Raw genomic sequence first — 22296 nt, forward strand, 5'->3', positions numbered from 1 at the left:
TTGTTTTGTCGATTAAAATTTCACTTGTAATTGCATTAATAGGGCATCATTTTCTACCTCTCCTGCTTTTTCGGCTTTGTATTGATAGTTAACCTGTAAGCGTGTCCAATCATTGAAGAAATAGTTAAGACCAAAAGTGGTAATGTACTCTTCATTTTCATCGATATCACTATCAAGGTCAAACATCTCAAATTTCATTACAGGCTGAAGCATCCACTTCGTCATGTACATACCTTGTACCCAATATCCGCCTCTTTTTTCACCAAGAATAACAGGATCAGAACCACAACCACCACCAGCGGCAGGGTTTTGGTCACCCTCATCATAAATATATTCACCTTGTACTAACAGGTTGTTTAGGTTAACTTCAAATTCTGCAGCGAATGAAGTACGTGTTTCTTCATTGTTTATTGGATAACCGTAGCGGAAACTACCACCAATACTTAGGAAGTCAAGTGGGTTAACTTTTAAACGGCCAATCATATCTTTTTTAGAGTTGTTGTCCTTCACTCCAAGACCTGTTCCATTCATTATGGCAAATTGATATTGCAATAAGTTTTCATTCGTGCCGCCAAATACCATAAAACCCATATCGCGTTGTGGGCTAATTAATTGGTCAGATACTTTTGAGCGCATAATGGTGTGAAGACCAGAGCATGATGTGTTTACTTCTAATCCGAATGGTTGCTTAAAAGAACCAACAGACATTTTAGCCCATTCAAATCGGCGATAAGAGATAAAGGCATCTAACAAGAAAGGATTACCACCAGAGCTCACAAATGAACTAAATTCAGCCATCACATAATAAGTGAAGTCATAAGGGATTTGACCTGTAACACCCAGGCGTGCACGCATAAATTTAAAAGTACTTGTACCCGGATCGGTAAAGTGACTTTCATATTGTGGTTGGATAAATCCTATTACTTTCGGTGATCCATCGTCAGTATCGCCACTTGGTTCTTCGCAACCTTGTGATAATCCTGCAAATGGAACTGCGAGCATGAGTAATAGAAAAAATAGGATATTGATATTCTTCATAATGTTCGAATTAAAGTAAAAAGCCCGGGTATTACACCCGGGATTTATATTGTTAGATATTAGTTACCAAAAGGATAATCTTTAGGTTTCGAGTCTTTCCACTGATTTTTAGAGTTATTACCAGCATTTGTTCCTGATGTCCAAACATCACTGTGGTTGTTGATACCATTCATACCAGCTTTCATACTTTTAGCTGAATAACCTAATACATTTAAGTAGGCCGAAATAACAGCTGAGGTTTGACCAGTATAGCAATATGTAACTACAGTACTTTCAGGATCAAGGTGCTTAATTTCATCATTACCAACTGTTAATGGCTGAATTCGATAAGCTCCTGAGAAATGTCCAAATTCGGTATGGTCTGCTTCATTGTAATAATTGTTAATGCAGAAGGCTGATGGATCATCAAGAACAGCCGAACCAGAAACAGCAGCAGCACCAAAACCAGCACCAAATACAGCATTAATACGTTCTAATAATATCGATGCACCATCAGAAGAAGAAGCTGTGAACTTAGGGTAGTTAAAGAATGTGCTTTGTGTTAATTCATTAGTCCAGTTCGCATGACCACTAACCAAGTCACCAGTAGCATTATTCCATCCACTATTATGATTTGCGCATGAAGAAGCCCATCCGCTCATACCCCATTTAAGAGCCTGAGCATTATCAAAACCAGCTAAGCGTAATAAAGAAGTTGCATAACAAGCTGACTGGCCTGAGTAGCAAACCATTAAAATTTTGGCATTTTGTCCTACTGTATTTGCCTCTGTCATAACATTAGCCCAAGCGACATTTTGAGCACCTACAATATGTCCGGCAGCGTAGTCTGAACCGCCTCTAATATCCATTATAATATCAAAACCAGCTGCCCAGGTTGGAACACTTGCTTCATCAGCAGGCCCAGGGTTTACAAATTTAAGGTCTCCTTCACTACCTGATATGATGGCAGGTAAATCCAAATTATTGGCTACCATGTAGTCAGTCATAATTTCAAAGTGACTAACGTCGGCGTCATCGCCATCATCTTTACAACCAGTAAATAACATTGCACTTACGGCAAGCATTAAAATTGAATAACGAAATAGATTTTTCATAACTAAAAAGGATTTAATAATTAAAGAATAGTTTGTAATTATTTGATATGTATTGTCGTGTCTTTTATTTAGCATCCGCCACCATCATCGTGCTTGGCAGGACCACCAGCTAGCATCTCTAAATTTTTGTCGCAGTAGTCAGGGTACGTCATTTCCCAATTCTTCCAACCGCCCTCGAGTACCAATACTTTTTTGTAGCCCATCGACATTAAAGTCTCAGCGGTTAATGTGGAGCGTTTTCCCTTTTTACAATAAAGAATGAGTGTTTCTTTCTTTTCGGGCATGTATAAGCCTTCAGTTTCCCAGAAGGTTTCTGTAGCAATGTTGAATTCAATGCTACCTCTTGGAATATTTACCGAACCAGGTATAAAACCATAGTAATGTTCATTGTTCTGACGAACGTCGATCACATTGAATATTTCTTCGGTCTCCATAATATTCATCAATTCGGCTGGAGTAACTGTGGTGACAACTTCATTGGCCAGATCCACCATCATGTCAACCGTTAGGTTTGTTGGCCTTGTTTGGCAACTTATCATTGCCATCAAGCATGCTGTATATATCAAAAGCTTTTTCATATGATTATTATTATTTAGTTGTTTCTACTTAAACTTCTTTCTCTTCTTCCTCCAATTCTTCATAGCCGGTTATCATTGCCTGTAGATTGGATGTAACCGTATGTCCGGTGGTTATTAAGTACAGGTGAGCAATCACAAAGGCTACCAAAAGGAATGCTCCTAGGGTGTGAAGCACCGCTACTGCCTCCAAGCCTTCTAATGCAAATGGTTTATCTGGATAATGAAAAAATAAATACAGAAAGCCTGTAATTAATTGAACAGGAAAAACCAGGATGATAAGCCCAAAGTAGATGATGCGCTGCAATGGGTTTAATTTACTGTCTACTGTCTTTTTTACCGGATGAGGAGCCTTTTTGAAAATACCAACCATGTAATACATGGCTTGTTGTTTTACATTATTACGTACAGGTACAAACTGCTTGCTTTGACCTGTTACCAGCATCCAGAAAATTGCAAATATGGTAAGGATGAGAAAGGCCCATCCCGCGGCAGAATGTAAGCGTACCGATGTTTCAAAACCAAAAGCTTCAAAGGTGCTGTGAATCTCAAAACCAGTTATCATTAATAATAAGATGAGGGCCATCTGTGTCCAGTGCCAAAAGCGTTCAAATCGGCTATATATTTTTACTTTTTCCATAGTTATCTGTTTTTAAAGAAGGCAACAATGCGTCCAAGGAAATGGGCCACTATACCAATAAGTGTTAAAAAGATGAGGCCAAATCCGGCGTAATCAACTGATTTGTTGTAATCGCGCCCAGGCAGATAGAAATCATTTAAGCCAGTTAAACGACCATCTCTTTGATGACACTCAATACATGTTAAAGTTTGCTCTTTTGGTGATACCATGTGATTGATTGGCCAGTATACTTCCGAAGCAATAAAGTCGTAGTTACCACTATACGGTCTGTCATTGTATTCCATGCCTAATCGTGCTGCTGTATCCCAATCAAAGTCTTTCCAGAAAGCACCTTGTCCAACTTCAGGAGCCCATAACTTTAGACTAATTAAAGTGTTGTTATCGACATCGTAAATCTGTTTTCCACGATGTACTTTAACAGGCCATATTTTAGCTGTTGAATCGCGATATTCACCAAAAAGGCTATTGATTTTTACGGGTGCTTCCGAGATTGTATCGGTTGATAGGTAATGGTCTACTGTTCCGTTAAACCAGTAGTATTCTGGCTTTACATGGTCATCCCATACAAAATTACCTTTAATAGACAGGTAATTGTGGTTGCCATCAGCATCATCCTCAGAATAGCCATGACCGCTTTCATCGGTTTGCCCAGCTGATGACCAGTCCCAATACATTTTAGTGGCATTGGCTTTGGCGTATTCAGGAATATGACAAGTTTGGCAGGCTACTTTTTCAAAGTGGTTATCTAGTACTTTATCGTTATGTGGCGTTGTTGTATGACATTGTTCACAATGAATACGATTGGTATTGGCTGATGAAACAGAATACAACTTACCCATTATGTTGTGACGTTCTGTTGTATGACAATCGATACAGGCCATATCAGGTCCATCCATGGCCATGTGCACATCTACATCTTTACTACATGTTAGTAGAGCCTCTTCTAAATCGCCATGTTTCACATTGTTTCCACCTCCACCGTAGAAGTGACAAATACCACAATTGTTTTTCTTTGGCAGTCCTACATTTTGCGCCACATAAGGATAGTCAGGCACTTGGTAAGCAGCATTGGCTGTTTCGGTAGTTGCAGGCATTCCTCCTTGCCCTTTTTGCTTAAAGTAGGTATCCGTTTGATCATGACAAACTAAGCAGTCGATGTTTAGGTTATCGGCAAAGTCAAAGGATTTATCTTTCCATCCCAAACCAATGTGGCAACGCATGCACGAGCCATTATTGCCGTTGGCGCCAGTACAAAAGTTATTTAGCAAGTTCTTTTTACCAACCGATACCATACCACGGCCAGGAATCTCCTCTTCGCGCTCCCACTTCCAGTGGGCGGTAGCCATTACTTCTTCGTCTCGGCCAGTGTGACATGATAAGCATGCCGCTGTAACATCGCGTGGATGTTCAAAGTCCTGTTGAAGAATTTCAAATTGAGAGTGGTCAACTGAAGGTATGTGCTCCGACTTTAATTTTACATCTACTTGGTCAGGATCGCCCCGATAAGCCGCAACCTTTACAGTTATGAACAATACTGCAATTGGGAGCAATAAACTTACCAGTATCGCGACAACTGATTTAGAGAACTGATTTTTCATGCGCTGTTTCGTTTTTCATAAATGGCAATGATGCCATATTAAATTGGCTCATTGTTTACTAATTGGATTCGTTACAAAATTAGCTTTGAAGAATTTTTTCTCTATATAAATGGATGCGCAACAAAACGGACTTCAATAGGTAACTTAAATGATGAATGCTTGATGGAGATCAATGAAATGTATGACGCATTACGGTTAAAAATATGGAGGCAAGCAGAGTTTTATATGTAACCTTGCATATAAAAATACTGTATGTGATCAGGTGTTTGGTCTTGTATGTTGATATATAGTTGTTTAATGTGAGTTAAATCATACCTGAAAAGCAAATAAAATTAAAAGACAATACTTATATTTGCTTAACCCTTTAAAGTTTATGCTATGCCAAAGTCGGTGGTTTATAATGGATGTTCAGTGGGAGAGAATCCACTTTGTTGTTTTGATGACTTAACACAAGAAGAATGTGATTTTGTAGAAGAGAATAGTGTTGAGGTGGAGTATAAACGTGGAGAAAACATCTGCAAACAGGGCTCTTTCGCATCACATATAATGGTTATGAAGGAAGGATTGGCAAAAATATATCTGGAGAATGGTAATGATGCCCTTATCTTAAAAATACTTCCTGCTATAAATATGATCGGTCTTCCGGCTTTGTTTGAGGGTAACAATACCTTTCCATACAGTGTACAAACTTATATGGATTCAACCGTAAAGCAAATAGAGATTGGTGCTTTTAAAAAGTTGATTGAAAGTAATGCCAAGTTTGCTGGTCAGGTGATTAGTATGTTAGCTGAGAATACGGTTATTATTAATGGTCGTTTTTTCTGCCTCACTAAAAAACAAACGTATGGTCGCCTGGCCGATGTTTTATTGTGCCTGTCGAATCGAATTTATAAGACCGATAAATTCCCATTGCAATTAACCCGAAAAGATTTGGCTGAGCTGTCCAGTATGTCGGTTGAAAGTACCACTCGTATTCTTACGAAGTTTAAAGATGAAGGACTGATAGCTGTTCATTGTAATGAGATTGAGATACTGAATGCTGATAAGTTGCTTGAAATTAGTGCTATTGGTTAAGCTTTAATTCAATTAAAGAGTTAACTATTGCATATATATATACAGCAACAAGCTTTGCAGTCCGATTATCTGAATCAAAACGTGGAGATACCTCAGCAATATCAATGCTACAGACTTTGCCACTTTGAATAATCTGTTTGATTAATTGCAGTACAATGTCCGGGTCCAGTCCAAATGGCTGAACAGCAGATACGCCAGGTGCGTGAGCTGCAGATAGTACATCGGAGCATAAAGTCAGGTAGATAGATGTCTTCGTTGTTATAAAGTCATTAATTATTCTTGCTACATTTTCGAGTGAGGAAGTGCTTATGTCTTTTGCCAATATGTATTGAGCATTAATGCTATCTGCCTTATCAAATAGGCTTTGGGTATTGGCATAGGTTTGCGGACCAATGCATAAATAATTAAATTCCTCATTTTTCGAAGAGCATATTTCATGAATCTGACTAAACATGGTGCCCGATGAGCCCCGGTCAATTACAGGACGTAAATCAAGGTGCGCATCAAAATTTACTATAGCAGGTGTATCACATCCGGCTGCTTGAATGCCATTAAAATGACCTAAGGCAATTTCATGACCGCCGCCAAGTAAAATAGGGAATAGCTTGTTTCGAAGAATAATGGCCACTGCATCTGATAATGCTTCCTGTGCTTCTTCCAGATTGCCGTCTTCACAAGTAATATCTCCTGCATCAAATAATTGCGCATGTGGTAAGCAGTTCGCTGGCCAACTGGCCATTTCCTTTCGAATGCTTGCTGGGCCATTGGCGGCACCAGGTCGGCCTAGGTTACGTTTAACCCCTTCATCACAACAAAAGCCTAAAAAGCAAATATTAATAGGTGCTTCTTTAATATCGATTTCCTTATTAAGGTCGATAGCTTCGATAATTTGATGCCACCTAAAGGCATTGGGATCTGTCGTACTATCAACACGGCCATTAAGAGAGGTAGGAGACTGATATCTTTTAAGCATATTTCCTTTTTTTTACAAAGGTGAGAGTTATCTTCCCGGCAGATACTGATCTACATCATTTGCATCAAAAAAAAGGCCCAAAGGGCCTCTTCTCTCTCTCTAAAGGAAATCGTTTATACATGCTACCAATTCATGATGTTATAAACGATATCAATTTCATGATTGTAAAACGGAGCTGGTTTTAACGAATAACTATTGTAAATGGTATCCGAATCGTGGTTGTGAGTACACGAACAGTTTGGGTATTTAAAACCCGGCCATCCGTTTTGTGGGCTTAATATAAAGGTGTGTGACTCGTATGAGTTCCAGTATATTGTTATTTTAAATATTTGCTCATCGTAATGAGGAGTATAGATATAACCTCTTGTGCCTGCGGCATTCACTTGAGCTCTTTCAAATGGAAGGGTATGCTCATTAATGATAACACGGCCGCTTAGCAAGTCAACCGGCTTATTGTTTTTATCCCGGATGAATACGTGAACCTCCTTTTCGTCATGGATATTCTGCTCAATCTTAACCTTCACTTTTAATAAGTGCGGATCGCTTATTTCCATGTCGCTCAAAACCGATTTAGAGCAACTGGTTGAGAAGATGGCTACCAGTATTAGTAAATATTTCGCTTTCATAACTTGTGGATTAATAGTTAAACAAGTCAGCGTATGTTTTTGGGCCCTGATAACATTCTCACTGTATTAGTAAGACATCTATTGTATTGTGCACACGTAAATAAAACTGAATTTTTATTTGAGAGGATTCTGCAACTATTAGAATATAAGTGTATTAATGCCCGTTGCTGGGAACGAATCGATTGATGGTTGATAATAAATCATCGTAGCCAATTGGTTTGGCAATGTAATCGTCGCAACCCGCTTCGCGCGACTTTTCTTTTTCTTCTGACATGGCATAAGCCGTTTGCGCAATAACAGGCACTTTGTTGCTGAGGTTCTTTATTTCACGTGTAGCTGTATAGCCATCCATCAGTGGCATTTTAATATCCATCAGTACCAGGTCAATGCCACCCACGCGTTTGAAAACATCAACGGCCTCTTGTCCGTCGCGCGCCCATATTAAACTGGCATTTGATAAAGCTAAAGCAACTTCAATGTACCTGAAGTTGTCTTCTTCATCTTCAGCCACCAAAAAGGTTTTTCCTTCCCAGTTGAATTCGCGTACTTGTTCTCTCTTATCTTCGATAGCCCCAACAGGTGCAGCTAATCGATGATAAGGCAAGGTAAAGTAGAAAGTAGTACCAACAAGTGGTTCTGATTCAACCCAAATTTCGCCACCCATTAAGGTAACCAGATGTTTGGCAATGGATAAGCCAATGCCAGTGCCTCCATACAAGCGTTCTTTGTCGCTATTAAACTTTGAGAAGCGCTCAAATATTTCACTTTCCTTACCTTTGGGTAAGCCAATGCCTGTGTCTTTTACATAGAATCGTAAGAATTGGTCATCTTCTTGTGTGTAACCAAATTCAACAAAGCCTCTTTCTGTAAACTTAACAGCATTCCCAACCAGGTTGATCAGTATTTGTTGTAAACGATGCTCATCTGTTAGGATGCGAATATTCTCATCGCTCACTCCTTCTTTTAGGTAAAGCTTAAGGTTGAATAAGCCACGTCGCTTAATATCATCCTGAAATGAACTATACACTTGTGTCATTACCTCGTGTAACTTACAAGGCGCATTTTTTATCTGAAGCTGACCGCTATCAATTTTTGAGATGTCGATAATGTCCTCGACCAGTGTTAAAAGGTTTTTACCATTTATGCGAATCAAATTGATGAATTCCTCCTTTTCAACAAGGCTAATGTCGGGGTGTGACAATAGGTTGGAGAAGCCAAGGATAGCATTCATTGGCGTTCTGATTTCGTGCGACATATTTGATAGAAAGGCTGTTTTTAAATGATCACTTTCTTCGGCTTTGCGCTTGGCCAATGCAAGATCTTCATGCTCTCTTCTTAATAATCGACGGAATCGTGTTTCTTTTTCGAGGTTAAATATCAAGCCGTTTATCAGGCTTACTAATGGGAATAGTGTTACAAGTGTTATAACCAGAAATACAATGGATGATTGGATGTATTCGTTAATTGGAATGCTGGCCTTAAATGGCAGTGAAATAACGGGGTTATACAAAATAAGCCCAATAACAACCAGCGTAGTTGATATGGTAGCTATTGACATCCAGGCTCGCTTTTGACCAACTAATATGCCCGATAGTAATGCATAGGAAATGAAAAAGGCATATCCCAAAGAAGAGTTATTTGTTTCGAGCAAAGAATACAGGCCAATGAGGTATATCAGAAACAGTAACCAGGAAACTCTGAATTTAAGTGGCAGGCTTCGCACTGTAGTGACAAATACGGCTGAGAAAAATATAAATGAGGCAAAAATGGCATAGGTAAATTCACCACTTTTGATAAATGAGAGACCTAGATACAGATAAACAATCAGGCCAATAAATAATACACCAATGGAGAAAAAATGAAAGATACGCTCGCGCCAATAATGCAGTCCATCTCCTGATCGTAAGCTGGTTGGTCCTAACTTCCTACGAATAAAGATATCGATCTTCCTGTATAGTCTAGCCTTAGTAACTTTTCCCATAGTTTTTTTAAGGCATTATTTCGTGCGCAATTTCAATGGTTTGTTATTAGAATTCTTGCTAAAGTTAAATAATTATAACACTTAATCTAGCTATTTGGGTGAATTTTTACCAGCCTTTTATTAACAAGCAAAAAGCTTTGATAAATCCCCTGTATAGTCGAGTGAAAGGGAATTACAGGTCAGCTGACTAGAACAGATTAGCACCTTCGGGGCAATTGTTACAGATGTCGTGCTGAGAACGATCGGTAAATATTTGATGTTTAAAATTTAAGCTGCTCTTTCCATGCCATAATTCGGTCAGGGGTTGTGTCAAAAAATTTCCAAACGAAAATTTAGCATCTTTATCATAACAACATGGCGCAAATCGTCCATCCCATGTAACAGTTCCTGAATGCCACTGACGCCAGCAACGATTGTGTGTTTGTGTTTTTAGTATTTGGCCCAGACTATCGGCGTATCTGCTAAATCGTGCATTAAGCGGAGGGCGCATTTTGCCAAAATTATTGAGTTGAGCTGTTTTAATTTCAAGCTTATCTACTTTTAAGGAGCGAGCTAACTTTTTAATCTTAGGTATCTCATGTTCATTGTGATGAAACACGATAAATTGCATAACAATAATCGGGTAGAGTGAGCGAGCCCGTTGCTTGGCCCTCACTACGTCAATAATGCTTTGTTTAACACGATTGAAATTGCCACCAACACGATATAGTCCGTAACTCTCCTGGCTTGTACCATCAACTGAAAAAATGAGCCTGGTTAATTTGCCCTGTACCAATTCATCGGCAATAGATGAATTCATATAATGCCCATTCGTTGATGTTGAGGTGTATAAACGAAATTTAGAAGCTTGCCTCACCATTAGGCCAAAATTAGGGTGCATGAGTGGTTCGCCTTGTACGTATAAATTCAAATAAAGAAGCTTAGGCCCAATTTGTTGAAGGATTTGAGAGAAGTGCTTCATATCCATCATTCCGCGAGGTCTCTTAAGCAAGTTGGAACCTGTTGGGCATTCAGGACATTTAAGATTACAAACATTGGTTGGTTCAATGGCAAATGCCATTGGTAATCCTTTGAGTTTTGTATTTGAGCTGTAGTAGCTTAATAAGTACGATGCAACTAGCTTAAAAGCATTGGTCAGTCGTCTAAAATTAAGAGCTCGAATGGTGGCCAATGCTTCAAGTATAGTTGGGTGTATCCTCATGATTTATTCTTCTTCCATTTCCAGTAGCTGGAATACCTCTCGCCAGCGTGGGGTGATGATTATTTCAGTACGTCGATTTTTTCGCAACGATTCGGTACTGTTATTCTCGGTAACTGGTGCAAATTCACTTCGTCCGGCAGCCGTAATTCTATAAGGGTCAATGGAACTGTTTGCCATTATGATACGAACTACTGAAGTGGCGCGTTTTACACTTAAATCCCAGTTGTCATTTAATTCGCCTCTTCCTTTGTATGGTACATTGTCAGTATGTCCTTCTACAACAATGGCGATGTCGGTTTGTTTTTCAAGAACGGCAGCAATTTTCTTCAGGACGGTCACTCCTTGCTCATTTACATCGTACTTTCCGGATTGGTACAATAGTTTTTCTTCCAGCGAAACATAGACCATTCCATTACGCATGTGTACTTGAAGTTCATCATCGGAGAAGCCTTTTAGTGCATTAGAAATGCTTTGTTTTAATGAACGCATGGCTTCTTCTTTTTTAAAGAGCATATCTTCCAACTCCACCAGGCGCTTATTCTGTTCTTCTAGTTTTTGCTGTGCAGCCTGTAATTCTGCCTCTGCTTTTCCTAAACGACGTTTTTTGTCATTCAGTTCTTGCTCGGCTGCTATCAGTGCATCCTCACGTTGCTGCAAATCGTCTTGCAATTGCTGAAGGAAGGTGAGTAATTTTTTATTGTCAACATCTTTGGTCGATGTCGCTTTTAGTCCACCTAATACGTCGGCATAGTTTTTATTCAAATCATCGTAACGATGTTGCAGGCGCCTGTTTTGGCGACCAAGTCGAGCTGTATCTTGTGCTAAGAGCTCAACTTTCTTTTTGTATCGAGACAAGTCAGATGAAAGTTCGCGATTTTCAACCTTGAGGGCGTCATTATCTTTCTCCATTTCATCGGCAATGGACTGAAGTTCTTTGTTTTCATCTACAGTGTCCTCAAATTGTTTTAGAGGAATACAGGATGAAAAAAACACGATTGATAGTGATATGTAGATAAAGTTCTTCATGTTATGTTGATTGTTTTCAATTCAAAGATTACAAAAAAACCTGAAAGGTCAATATTCAAAGATTTAGTATTCGGTTTTAGGATTTATCAAAAACAACGCCAAAAATTATTCACACTCAATGTAAATTAGCAGAAGTGTACGCTCATAATACCTTTCTTATTATCTTTGCGCAGTTAAAAGCACATTGGAACACACAAATTAAATCAGCTCACGGAGTTAAGCATATGAAGGAAGGCTCAAGCCGCTTGTTGGATACAATTAATTCGCCCCACGATTTAAAGAAGATTGGGGAAGAAGACTTGCCGCAAGTATGTGATGAATTAAGAGAATTTATAATCGATGCCTTGTCGTGTAATCCTGGACACTTTGGCGCCAGCCTTGGTGTTGTTGAATTATCAGTGGCACTTCACTATGTATTTAACACCCCTGAAGATAAAATCATATGGGATGTTGGTCATCAGGCCTATGGACATAAGATTTTAACGGGGCGCAGAGATAATTTTCATACCAACCGTAAGTTTAAGGGCATTAGTGGATTTCCAAATGTTTTTGAGAGCGAATACGATGCCTTTGGTGTTGGGCACTCATCTACTTCAATTTCGGCAGGTTTGGGCATGGCTGCAGCTGCTGCCATGGATAATGATCCGGATAAGCACGTGGTGGCCGTGATTGGAGATGGTGCTATGACTGCAGGTATGGCTTTTGAGGGCTTGAACAATATGTCTACGCTTAAGGCTAACATGTTGGTTATCTTGAATGATAACAATATGGCTATTGACCCTGCAGTTGGTGGTTTTAGCGAATACCTTGTTGATATTGCCACATCACAAACCTATAATAAGCTCCGCTCCGAAGCTTTTAAGATGCTGGAGAAGATGAAGCTGACAGGCCCTCGTTCCAAAGAGATGATTACAAAGCTTAACAACTCTTTGAAAAACCTGCTGACTAAGCAAACCAATATATTCGAGGGGCTTAATATCCGTTATTTTGGCCCGGTGGATGGGCACGATGTTGACCACCTTCGCAAAGTAATGGCCGACCTAAAAGATATTCCAGGGCCTAAAGTACTACATGTCATAACTAAAAAAGGTAAAGGCTTTAAGCTGGCCGAAGAAAACCAAACAGCCTGGCATGCGGTAGGTGACAAGTTTGACAAAGCTACAGGTCAAAAGCTGGAAGCAAAACCGGCAGCTCCCCGGCCACCAAAGTTCCAGGATGTATTTGGAAATACCATTGTTGAGCTGGCCGAGGAAAATGAAAAGATTGTAGGTGTAACGCCTGCCATGCCAACAGGTTGTAGCTTAAATATAATGATGGAGAAAATGCCCGATCGTGCCTTTGATGTTGGTATTGCCGAGCAGCATGCAGTGACTTTCTCTGCAGGAATGGCCATTGCCGGTTATACACCATTCTGTAATATTTACTCGTCGTTTATGCAGCGTGCTTACGATCAGGTGATACACGATGTGGCGCTTCAAAACTTAAATGTGGTGTTCTGCCTCGACCGTGGTGGTTTAGTTGGTGCTGATGGTGCCACACACCATGGAGCTTATGATTTATCATATATGCGAGGTATCCCAAATTTGGTGGTGTCATCACCTATGGATGAAGAAGAATTACGCAACTTGATGTACACTGCTCAATTGCCAAATACAGGACCATTTTCGATTCGTTATCCGAGAGGTAATGGATCGCTCCTGGATTGGCAACGTTCAATGAAGGAAATTAAAGTAGGTACAGGGCGAAGACTTAAAGATGGCGATGAGCTGGCAGTGTTAACGATTGGCCCCATTGGAGTTAAAACAAGTCAGGTTATTAGTAAGCTTGAAAAAAGTGGATCATCTATTGCCCATTACGATATTCGCTTTGTTAAGCCGCTGGATGAAGGTTTGTTGCATGAAGTGTTTAAAAAGCACAAAAAGGTCATTACTATTGAAGACGGAACTGTTATTGGTGGTATGGGTAGTGCCGTGTTGGAGTTTATGGCTGATAATGGCTATTGCTCTAAAGTAAAACGTTTGGGTATTCCGGATGCCTACATTGAGCATGGTACACAAACCGAATTGTATGGTGTGTGTGGTTTTGATAAGGAAGGTATTGAAAATGCCATGAAACAGATGATAGAAGAGTAGGGAAAACTTGATTATATACCGTAAAAACCCGTCAGACTTTCATTGTCTAACGGGTTTTTGCATTTTTTAACTAAATGAAATAAAGCGCAGGTTTCATAATGTTATCATGCGCAATCGTATGCTGTCATTGACTCCGAACTATTTGAATAAAACAAGCGAATAGTAAAAACGCCATATAGAACGAGGGAAACAATCTTTATGAATAACCTTAAAGTGTTATTTTTCTAATTTTGTCGCCGCTTTTATCAATTCTATACTAATGCCAGATAGAAATGAAACTTGTTTAATAGGGATAACTAATTGGGGAGAAAAATGACTATTGATAAGCCGACGATTTTGGTTTATGATGATTCTAAGCTTGAACTTTTGGAGATAAAATCTCACATTATTGAAGCAGGATACATTCCGTTAATTGCTAATAATGAAGATGAGTTTAATCGGTATTTATATCATTATAAAGTAAGCCTGATTATTTTGGATGTGGTTTTGCAGGCCACCAACGGGTTTGAAATTTGTCGCCGGTTGAAGCTCGATGCCAAAACAAAAGAAATTCCACTCATTTTTTTAACTGCTCTATCCAACCAAAGTGAGATAATGCAAGGTCTGCAATTAGGGGCAGAAGAGTTTATCATTAAGCCCATTAACAAGGATATTTTCAAATTGAGGCTTAGTCGTATTTTAAAAAGATACAAGGAGCTTGATGAATACAATGCCCTTTTTCAGGAAATGAATAGCTGTTCATTTGTTCTTGAGCCTTTATATGATATGAAAGGAATATTGGTGGATGCCATTATTTCAACAGCAAACCCCTCGTTTCTGTTACACACAAATAAAGAATTGGAGGAGGTGTTAAGCACAAGCTTTAAGGATTATCCTGAACTAGAGGGTGTTGTTGGCCTTGAAGCTTTGACAAATTTATTACAAACTAGGGAAGCCATTAACGCTGAATATTACAACAAGACTTTAAACAGATGGTATAAGCTCAAAGCTTATTTGATTTCGTTTAGTAAAATTGTTTTAATACTGGCTGATATTACTGATGATAAACGGTATGAATTGGAGCAAACTTTAATCGGATCCATATCTAAAAGTTTAATATCAAATAATGACTTTGAAACAAAGATTAAAAATGCGCTCGAGCTTCTTGGTAATTATTTAGAAGTCAGCAGGGTCTATATTTATGAAGATATTTCTTCTGGTAGTTTTTTTAACAATACCTATGAATGGTGCGCCATTGATGTACAACCATACCGAGACTACTTGCAGCATGTCGATTATCACATCATTCCATCGTGGAAAGAATTGATTGAACAAAGAGGAGAAATTATCACGACTAATATCAGTGAATTACCGGGTGATATTAAAGCACTGTTTGAACCCCAAGGTGTCAAGGCTGTATATGCTTGTTCTCTACGTATTGGCAATGAGCAGTTAGGTTATTTAGGTGTGAATAACACCGATGAGAGATTTCATTGGGATTCCTCAACATTAAAACTGATTCGCACAGTTTCTAATATAATCTCAACAGCTATTCAGCGAGAGCATGCAAGTCAGCAACTTGAAGCATCGAAACGTCAGCTGGATTTAATATTCGAGAACAGTCCGGTTACACAAGTATTACTCAATGACCAGCTTCAGGTATTAAGAGTGAATCATTCAAAGGTTTTTGATTATCGAATTGGTTTTGAAAAAGATTCGTTCCTGCCATTTGGGGAGGTCTTTAAATGCATTAATCATACAAAAGAGAAAGAGTGTGGAGAATCCAAGTTCTGTTCAAACTGCACCATACGCACTACCATCATTAAAAACCTTGATTTGGGTCAAGGCGAAAATAAAGTTGAAGGCTTGATGAGGGTGAATACAAGTAATGGTGTTCGTGCTGTATCTGTACTTGTTTCCACTGCCGTTATCAAGCACAAGAATGGTGAAAATGTGCTTGTTAGTATTGATGATATCACCGAACGTAAAAGGGCTGAAAACCTGATTAAATCCAATGAGAAACGCCTGAAGCAGATATTCTCTGTCGCGCAGGTTGGGATTTGTTTGGCTAAACAGGGTGAGTTTGTTTTTGTTAATCGATACCTGGCTGACTTACTAGGGTATACGGATGAAGAGGTATTGCGAATGCCTACTTCAGGCTTGTTTTGCAGTATTGAAGACTATAATACTGTTAGAGAAAAAGCTTATAGTCAGTTGGAAGTACGCAAGCATGCGAGTGTTGAGGTAACCCTTAAAGCTAAGAACGGAGAGTTAATATATGCCATTCTGATGGCTGCTTTTTATAATAACAAAGATGAAAGTGAAGGACTTATTTCAGTGATTACTAATATAACGCCAAGAAAATTGGCTGAAGAGGCACTTTTGCAAAATCAAAAAAGCTTACGCAAAGCGAATAATGATAAAGATACTTTTATCTCTATTTTGGGGCACGATTTAAACAATGCAATAGGTGGCAGTGTGCAAATAGTCAATCTATTAAATAAAGTAGAATGCTCAGAGGAAGAACGTCAAATGTTTATCAAACAAATATTTGATAATACGCTTTCTGCACATGGTTTGCTAACGAATCTTGTGATCTGGGGTAAAAACACATCGGGCCAAATCGGATTTAAACCAGAAAATGTGAAAGTGCAAGACTTATATGTAGCAAGTAGCCAAATTTACCAATTACAACTGAATCAAAAGCAATTGTCATTTACATTTGCTGATGAGCAGAATGCCTTTGTACATGGTGATCCATTTATGCTCGATGCAATTATTCGTAACCTGGTCAACAATGCCATTAAATTTACACCTGAAGGTGGTCAAATATCATTAGGTGTAAAGCAAGAAAATGATTCAATCATACTTTCGCTTACTGATACAGGAATTGGTATCGTTAAAGAAAAGGCTCAATGTTTATTCTCCGATGAGTATATGCAATCGGGGATAGGCACTGATGGAGAGCAAGGCACCGGTATTGGCTTGAAAATTATTAAGGGTTTTGTTGATCGTCACGAGGGTCAGATTTGGATTGATAGTGAACCGGGAAAAGGGACTTGTGTATCGGTAGCCTTACCTCAGGAATAATAATCATTATTACAATGGGAATAACGCTCTTCATTTTTACTTAAGGCTGTAACATGAAATTTAAGGTGTAGTTTATTTATCCCAACTAATATATCAATGGTATTAATAATGCATGTGTAGAAGATATCTCATGCTCCCACATATAAACGACGCTCGCTCCCGGCATCTGGGAGCGAGCGTAATAGCTATCAGGGAGCATAGGCTCCCAGCTTTATGAATCGTTATTCAACTACAAGAATATGCTCAAAAGTTATTGTGCGAGCTTCTTTTAGCAATGTGCCTCCTCCTGAACCTTGGGTGCTTAATTCAAGTTCGTATTCTCCTTTATTCAAGCCAGGGACCATTACCAGTAATTCACTTCGCTCATTTGTAATGATCTGTTCAGCTTTTGTTTTAACACCATCAGTCACACTTTTGAAAAAGAGCCCGATGTTGGTATTATCTCCTTCCAGCTTAATCCTACTCCCCGCGATTTTTATCACATTGTTAGGTGTAATTACTGAATCGAATAGGCCAGTATAGCTATCTTCTACTTTTCCTATCACCGGACCTGTACTTGCAACGCCTAATACATCCACTGCAATGGTTTCGAGTGTGGCACGTAATTCGGCCCCTTGTGTGAAATTAGCAGTTAGTTTGTGTTTTTCTTTTTCAAATTTGGCAGCACTGCCCTCGAATACGCCTGTAACACCAATTCGACCATAACAAAGTGGTGTGTTAAGTGAGTAGCCTTGAGCAAGCAGTTTAGCCTTCAACCTGTCACTCACAGTGATAATATTGTAGATGGTTTCTTCCTTATGCTCCGAGCCATCTTCCACAATTAAACGGGCAACATCGGCATTGGAGATATGGCCATTGGATTTGACTTTCCCAAAATAATCATTGGGGTCTTCTGTTAGTTGATTGTCATACAACCATAAATTTAAGTTTTGCATTTGTAAAGGTTTTATTAGTTAAATAAGATGCACTTCAAGTATTGGTCTTCATTTAATACCTTGAGTGCTAATTATGGTGAATGAATATAGGACTAATTGAAGTATGAAATTCAAAGTGGTAAGAAAAGCTGAATAAGCGTTAGGAAATAAGGAATAAGTGGTAGGAATTTCCAAATAAGCGGTTAAGAATTACTTCGTAATTAGCATGTTTTATTGACCATAAATAGCAAAATTCTGCTTATTTAGCGATGGGTATCAAAAAAAACACCAGTGAAACGCCATCCAACTATATTGCATGTGGCGCTTATTATTTCGATATGCTACTGACTCTATGAAACAAAAAAAAGCCCGCAAAAGGCGAGCTTATCTCAAACTGTAACTATTAATTTATTAGTTGTCCTTAGCTATAAACGGGATGCTCTCTTGTAAGTGAAAACGTACGACTGTTAAGATGTATGATTCAACCTGAAAGAACTGGGCGCCAACGCTTGGTGTCGTAGCCTTTTTCATTTTTTTATAATAAGATGCCAGTAATTTGTCGGTTGACGATTTTAACTTTAACAGGTCTTTCATAAAGTCATCGGCCTGTTCATCGTTCATATTCTCCCAGGTATTGGCATATTTCATGAGTACATCCAATCGTTGCTTGCCTAGTTCTTTGCGTTTAACTTCATATTCGTCATACACTTTCCAGAAGGCTTCTTTGTGGGAATCATCAGGATTAACAAAGTACTCTACAATGGCTTTTTTTTCCATCCCAAACGCAGCCTGGTATAAATCTACTTCTTCGGTAAAGCTTTGTGCATACGATACGCTGGCAACGATGAGGCCAGTCAATAATAATGTAAATCTTCTCATATTGGTTATTTTTAATAATGTTGGTAGTTTAACAGATAATCAGGTGATTAGTTTAAAGCAAGCTGAAATAATGAAACTCACTTCTGATGAAATGTACTCACAATTAATTGACAATCGCCCATTTCATTCATCCCCGTTTTTTCGTCTTTTTCTACCAGTGTAACGCGTCCTGAACTGATACCAACGCGGGCATCTTGTCTTAGAAAGTAATGTTCACCTGCTTTTAAGTTTAACTCAACCACTTTTGAGCTTTCTGCCGTTGAACTCATAAATGAATAGGTGCCGGGTTTTAGTTCCCACCTGAAGAAAGTACCGGGTCCTGTTCCTCCGGCTTCAATGCCATCGATCTTCACCTGTATTTGTCCGGCTGCACCAACCACTCTGCCGGTTCGGTAAACATATACAACTGCTTTCTCTGGGTTCTTTTCAAACTTTTTAGCTGTCTCGCTACTTTCAACAGGAGCTTTGCTCGTTGAAGCACATCCTATTAATAATGGTAATGCCAATAATGCAAATAATAACTTCTTCATGACTCAATGATTTATTGTTTGGTACAAAGATGATGCTTTGAATGGGGCGTTTCTACTCGCTTTGGTTCAGGTAATACTCCCAATAGGTCAATCTGTAGAGAAGTAACAGTTAGGTGGTTAAAGTTGTTTACTGGGGTGAGGAAACGAAAAAAGCCCGCCATTGGGCGAGCTTTTGAGTCTATTTAAGAAGTCGTTTAATTATCAAGCTGGCTTTTGATGATGGCAACAGCTTCATCAATGGCCACATCCAGTCCATCAAGGTTTTTACCACCTGCAGTAGCGAAGAAAGGCTGACCACCTCCACCACCTTGCATCTTTTTAGCGGCCTCACGAACAATGCCGCCGGCATTTAAGCCTTTTTCTTTCACCAAATTATCGGCAATAAGAATTGCTAATTGCGGTTTGCCTTTTACTTCGGCACCCAAAACAGCTACCACATCGTCCAGCTCTTGTTTGATTTGGAATGCCAAATCTTTTAATGAGTCGGCTAATATCGGTTTTACGCGCTGAGCAATGACTTTCACGCCTGCTACATCCTTTGCAGAATCAACCAGGTTGCGTTTTTCAATCGACATTACATTTTTGCGCATGCCATCTACCTGAGCACTCATGTTGCTATTCTCATCCATCAGGTTTTCGATGTTCTTCTTAAGGTTAGCAGGGTTTTTAAACATCTCGCCCAGCTCCTTAATTAAAGCAAACTGCTGGTTAATGAACTCTTCAGCTTTTGTTCCTGTAACAGCTTCAATACGACGAATGCCAGCTGCAATAGATGATTCACTGATGATTTTGAAGAAGCCCATCTGACCGGTTGCTTCAACGTGCGTACCACCACATAATTCAACCGATGTGCCAAACTTTATGGCGCGAACCAAATCGCCGTATTTCTCACCGAACAAGGCCATTGCACCCATTTTGGTGGCTTCGGCATGCGGTATCTCGCGCATTTCTTCCAGTTGCATATTACTACGGATACGCTGGTTAACCAATGCTTCTACTTTAGCAATTTCTTCGTCACCTACCTTTTGGAAGTGAGAGAAGTCAAATCGCAAATAATCAGGATGTACCAATGAACCTTTTTGCTCAACATGCTCACCTAATACTTCACGCAATGCTTCGTGCATCAGGTGAGTAGCGGTGTGATTATTGGCAATGTTTTGTCGGGCCTGCTTGTTTACAACAGCTTTGAATGTAGCATTCAATTCAGTTGGTAATTTCTTAGCCAGGTGCACAATCAGGTTGTTTTCTTTCTTTGTATCGATGATGGAAACTTTTTCATCACCATGTTGTATGTAACCAGTATCACCAACCTGACCACCACTTTCGGCATAGAAAGGCGTGATATTGAATACAATCTGATATAACTCTTTATTCTTCTGTTTTATCTTACGGTAGCGGGTAATGAATACATCCGATTCCAGGTAATCGTAGCCGATAAATTCTTCGCGATCATCTTGCTGAAGAACTACCCAGTCGTCTGTTTCAATAGCAGAGGCATTACGTGCTCGGTCTTTTTGCTTCTGCATTTCGCCTTCAAACTCCTCGCGGTTCACCACCAGATCATTTTCTTTAAGGATGAGCTCGGTTAAGTCCAATGGGAAACCAAAGGTATCATACAATTCAAAAGCAACAGCTCCGTTCACTACATTGTAGTTTTTGGCTTTGGTTTCAGTCATGATCTTATCCAACATGCTGATGCCTGTTGCTAAAGTGCGAAGGAATGATTCTTCCTCTTCCTTAATAACCTTCTCAATAAGTGTTTTTTGCGCCACTAATTCAGGGAAGGCATCACCCATGGTTGCAATAAGTGTGTCAACCAATTTATATACGAATGCCTGTTTGCTGTTTAAGAAGGTGTAGCTGTAACGTACAGCTCGGCGAAGAATACGACGAATCACATAACCTGCTTTATTATTTGATGGTAATTGACCGTCGGTAATAGAGAATGAAATTGTACGCACATGGTCGGCTACTACGCGCATGGCGATGTCTATCTCCTCGCTTTTACCATATTCAAAACCACTAAGCTCAGCAATTTTGTTGATGATAGGGGTGAAGACATCACTGTCGTAGTTCGATGATTTGTTTTGAATAACACGTACTAAACGTTCAAATCCCATTCCGGTATCTACATGCTTATTCGGAAGTGGCTTAAGTTCACCATTCGACATGCGGTTGTATTGAATAAATACCAGGTTCCAGATTTCAATTACCTGGTCATGGTCCATGTTCACCAATGACTTGCCATCAACCTTGGCACGCTCATCATCGGGGCGCATATCAATATGTATCTCGGAGCAAGGACCACACGGACCTGTTTCGCCCATTTCCCAGAAGTTATCTTTTTTGTTTCCGTTGATGATGCGGTCTTTATCAATCCATTCTTCCCAGGCAGCAGCAGCTTCGTCATCACGACTCACGTTATCTTCTTTGCTACCTTCAAAAACAGTCACGTACAAGCGATCTTTTTCAACCTTTAGCACATCCGTCAAGTACTCCCAGCCCCAGGCAATGGCTTCCTTTTTAAAGTAATCGCCAAATGACCAGTTACCTAGCATCTCAAACATCGTATGGTGATAGGTATCGTGACCTACCTCTTCAAGGTCATTGTGTTTTCCCGAAACGCGTAAACACTTCTGAGAGTTCGTCACTCGCGAACTTTCGGCTGGATTATTACCCAAAAAGATATCTTTAAACTGATTCATACCAGCATTGGTAAACATCAGTGTTGGGTCATTTTTCACCACCATTGGTGCCGAAGACACCACCTTATGTTGCTTAGAATTAAAGAAATCAAGAAAACTCTTCCTTACTTCAGAGGCCGTCATCATATCTCGTAAATTTTATATCAAGGTGTTATGTACAATAAAAAACCTTGCAAAGTTAGATTATTTAAGTAATTTTGGACCGATTAGTGCCCAATTTTTCTAATTAAAAAGTAAAACA

17 protein-coding genes are annotated in these 22296 nt (G+C 39.4%); 3 read left to right on the plus strand and 14 right to left on the minus strand.

The window, feature by feature from the left end; all coding sequences use genetic code 11:
* Window positions 1-12 precede the first annotated feature (12 nt).
* The 5 genes from JIV24_RS01555 to JIV24_RS01575 form a co-directional block, all read right to left on the minus strand.
* Window positions 13-1038: a porin gene (locus JIV24_RS01555; RefSeq protein ID WP_200463239.1), complete on the minus strand. Its 1026-nt coding sequence runs from the start codon at window positions 1036-1038 to the stop codon at window positions 13-15.
* Between the two features lie 59 nt (window positions 1039-1097).
* A complete protein-coding gene (locus JIV24_RS01560; RefSeq protein WP_200463240.1) occupies window positions 1098-2132 on the minus strand; it encodes a rhodanese-like domain-containing protein in 1035 nt (344 codons plus the stop codon).
* A gap of 68 nt (window positions 2133-2200) precedes the next feature.
* A complete protein-coding gene (locus JIV24_RS01565) occupies window positions 2201-2710 on the minus strand; it encodes a rhodanese-like domain-containing protein (RefSeq protein ID WP_200463241.1) in 510 nt (169 codons plus the stop codon).
* Between the two features lie 28 nt (window positions 2711-2738).
* Complete coding sequence (locus JIV24_RS01570) at window positions 2739-3347, minus strand: cytochrome b/b6 domain-containing protein (protein WP_200463242.1); 609 nt, start codon at window positions 3345-3347, stop codon at window positions 2739-2741.
* Between the two features lie 2 nt (window positions 3348-3349).
* Window positions 3350-4945: a tetrathionate reductase family octaheme c-type cytochrome gene (locus JIV24_RS01575; protein WP_200463243.1), complete on the minus strand. Its 1596-nt coding sequence runs from the start codon at window positions 4943-4945 to the stop codon at window positions 3350-3352.
* Between the two features lie 378 nt (window positions 4946-5323).
* On the opposite strand from JIV24_RS01575, the gene JIV24_RS01580 reads away from it, so the two are divergent.
* A complete protein-coding gene (locus JIV24_RS01580) occupies window positions 5324-6019 on the plus strand; it encodes a Crp/Fnr family transcriptional regulator (RefSeq protein WP_200463244.1) in 696 nt (231 codons plus the stop codon).
* Here JIV24_RS01580 and hutG read toward each other — a convergent pair.
* From hutG to JIV24_RS01605, 5 genes are all read right to left on the minus strand, one after another.
* Window positions 6009-6992: a formimidoylglutamase gene (gene hutG, locus JIV24_RS01585; protein WP_200463245.1), complete on the minus strand. Its 984-nt coding sequence runs from the start codon at window positions 6990-6992 to the stop codon at window positions 6009-6011. The two genes, JIV24_RS01580 and hutG, sit on opposite strands and share 11 nt — an antisense overlap.
* Window positions 6993-7114: 122 nt before the next feature.
* Entirely contained in the window at window positions 7115-7618 is a 504-nt protein-coding gene (locus tag JIV24_RS01590) for a hypothetical protein (protein WP_200463246.1), read from the minus strand.
* A 154-nt stretch (window positions 7619-7772) separates the two neighbouring features.
* Window positions 7773-9599 (minus strand): ATP-binding protein, encoded by a 1827-nt coding sequence (locus tag JIV24_RS01595; RefSeq protein ID WP_200463247.1) that lies wholly within the window; start codon window positions 9597-9599, stop codon window positions 7773-7775.
* A 187-nt stretch (window positions 9600-9786) separates the two neighbouring features.
* Window positions 9787-10800, minus strand: coding sequence for a radical SAM/SPASM domain-containing protein (locus tag JIV24_RS01600; RefSeq protein ID WP_200463248.1), 1014 nt, complete (start codon window positions 10798-10800; stop codon window positions 9787-9789).
* A 3-nt stretch (window positions 10801-10803) separates the two neighbouring features.
* Window positions 10804-11826, minus strand: a complete 1023-nt coding sequence (locus tag JIV24_RS01605) for an OmpA family protein (protein ID WP_200463249.1) — start codon at window positions 11824-11826, stop codon at window positions 10804-10806.
* Window positions 11827-11960: 134 nt separating this feature from the next.
* Between JIV24_RS01605 and dxs the strand changes: the two genes are divergently transcribed.
* Entirely contained in the window at window positions 11961-13958 is a 1998-nt protein-coding gene (dxs, locus tag JIV24_RS01610; RefSeq protein WP_289047719.1) for a 1-deoxy-D-xylulose-5-phosphate synthase, read from the plus strand.
* Window positions 13959-14270: 312 nt separating this feature from the next.
* On the plus strand, window positions 14271-17027 hold the full coding sequence (locus JIV24_RS01615; RefSeq protein WP_200463250.1) for an ATP-binding protein: 2757 nt from the start codon (window positions 14271-14273) through the stop codon (window positions 17025-17027).
* A gap of 221 nt (window positions 17028-17248) precedes the next feature.
* On the opposite strand, the gene JIV24_RS01620 is transcribed toward JIV24_RS01615, so the two are convergent.
* The 4 genes from JIV24_RS01620 to alaS all read right to left on the minus strand — a co-directional run bounded on the left by JIV24_RS01620 (window position 17249) and on the right by alaS (window position 22181).
* Complete coding sequence (locus tag JIV24_RS01620; protein WP_200463251.1) at window positions 17249-17962, minus strand: DNA-binding domain-containing protein; 714 nt, start codon at window positions 17960-17962, stop codon at window positions 17249-17251.
* Window positions 17963-18352: 390 nt separating this feature from the next.
* A complete protein-coding gene (locus JIV24_RS01625; protein WP_200463252.1) occupies window positions 18353-18820 on the minus strand; it encodes a hypothetical protein in 468 nt (155 codons plus the stop codon).
* A 77-nt stretch (window positions 18821-18897) separates the two neighbouring features.
* A complete protein-coding gene (locus tag JIV24_RS01630; RefSeq protein ID WP_200463253.1) occupies window positions 18898-19350 on the minus strand; it encodes a DUF2846 domain-containing protein in 453 nt (150 codons plus the stop codon).
* A 194-nt stretch (window positions 19351-19544) separates the two neighbouring features.
* The gene (gene alaS / locus JIV24_RS01635) at window positions 19545-22181 is read right to left on the minus strand and encodes an alanine--tRNA ligase (protein ID WP_234445664.1); all 2637 of its coding nucleotides are present in this window, start codon (window positions 22179-22181) and stop codon (window positions 19545-19547) included.
* Window positions 22182-22296: the final 115 nt, after the last annotated feature.

Origin of the sequence: Carboxylicivirga marina, assembly GCF_016612505.1 — a bacterium.
GTDB classification, from domain to species: Bacteria; Bacteroidota; Bacteroidia; order Bacteroidales; family Marinilabiliaceae; genus Carboxylicivirga; species Carboxylicivirga marina.

Excerpts from the sequence above, each read along its gene's own strand:
- JIV24_RS01555 (WP_200463239.1), bottom strand. The coding sequence starts at position 1,038 with ATGAAGAATATCAATATCCTATTTTTTCTATTACTCATGCTCGCAGTT.
- JIV24_RS01560 (WP_200463240.1), bottom strand. The coding sequence starts at position 2,132 with ATGAAAAATCTATTTCGTTATTCAATTTTAATGCTTGCCGTAAGTGCA.
- JIV24_RS01565 (WP_200463241.1), bottom strand. The coding sequence starts at position 2,710 with ATGAAAAAGCTTTTGATATATACAGCATGCTTGATGGCAATGATAAGT.
- JIV24_RS01570 (WP_200463242.1), bottom strand. The coding sequence starts at position 3,347 with ATGGAAAAAGTAAAAATATATAGCCGATTTGAACGCTTTTGGCACTGG.
- JIV24_RS01575 (WP_200463243.1), bottom strand. The coding sequence starts at position 4,945 with ATGAAAAATCAGTTCTCTAAATCAGTTGTCGCGATACTGGTAAGTTTA.
- JIV24_RS01580 (WP_200463244.1), top strand. The coding sequence starts at position 5,324 with ATGCCAAAGTCGGTGGTTTATAATGGATGTTCAGTGGGAGAGAATCCA.
- hutG (WP_200463245.1), bottom strand. The coding sequence starts at position 6,992 with ATGCTTAAAAGATATCAGTCTCCTACCTCTCTTAATGGCCGTGTTGAT.
- JIV24_RS01590 (WP_200463246.1), bottom strand. The coding sequence starts at position 7,618 with ATGAAAGCGAAATATTTACTAATACTGGTAGCCATCTTCTCAACCAGT.
- JIV24_RS01595 (WP_200463247.1), bottom strand. The coding sequence starts at position 9,599 with ATGGGAAAAGTTACTAAGGCTAGACTATACAGGAAGATCGATATCTTT.
- JIV24_RS01600 (WP_200463248.1), bottom strand. The coding sequence starts at position 10,800 with ATGAGGATACACCCAACTATACTTGAAGCATTGGCCACCATTCGAGCT.
- JIV24_RS01605 (WP_200463249.1), bottom strand. The coding sequence starts at position 11,826 with ATGAAGAACTTTATCTACATATCACTATCAATCGTGTTTTTTTCATCC.
- JIV24_RS01615 (WP_200463250.1), top strand. The coding sequence starts at position 14,271 with ATGACTATTGATAAGCCGACGATTTTGGTTTATGATGATTCTAAGCTT.
- JIV24_RS01620 (WP_200463251.1), bottom strand. The coding sequence starts at position 17,962 with ATGCAAAACTTAAATTTATGGTTGTATGACAATCAACTAACAGAAGAC.
- JIV24_RS01625 (WP_200463252.1), bottom strand. The coding sequence starts at position 18,820 with ATGAGAAGATTTACATTATTATTGACTGGCCTCATCGTTGCCAGCGTA.
- JIV24_RS01630 (WP_200463253.1), bottom strand. The coding sequence starts at position 19,350 with ATGAAGAAGTTATTATTTGCATTATTGGCATTACCATTATTAATAGGA.
- alaS (WP_234445664.1), bottom strand. The coding sequence starts at position 22,181 with ATGATGACGGCCTCTGAAGTAAGGAAGAGTTTTCTTGATTTCTTTAAT.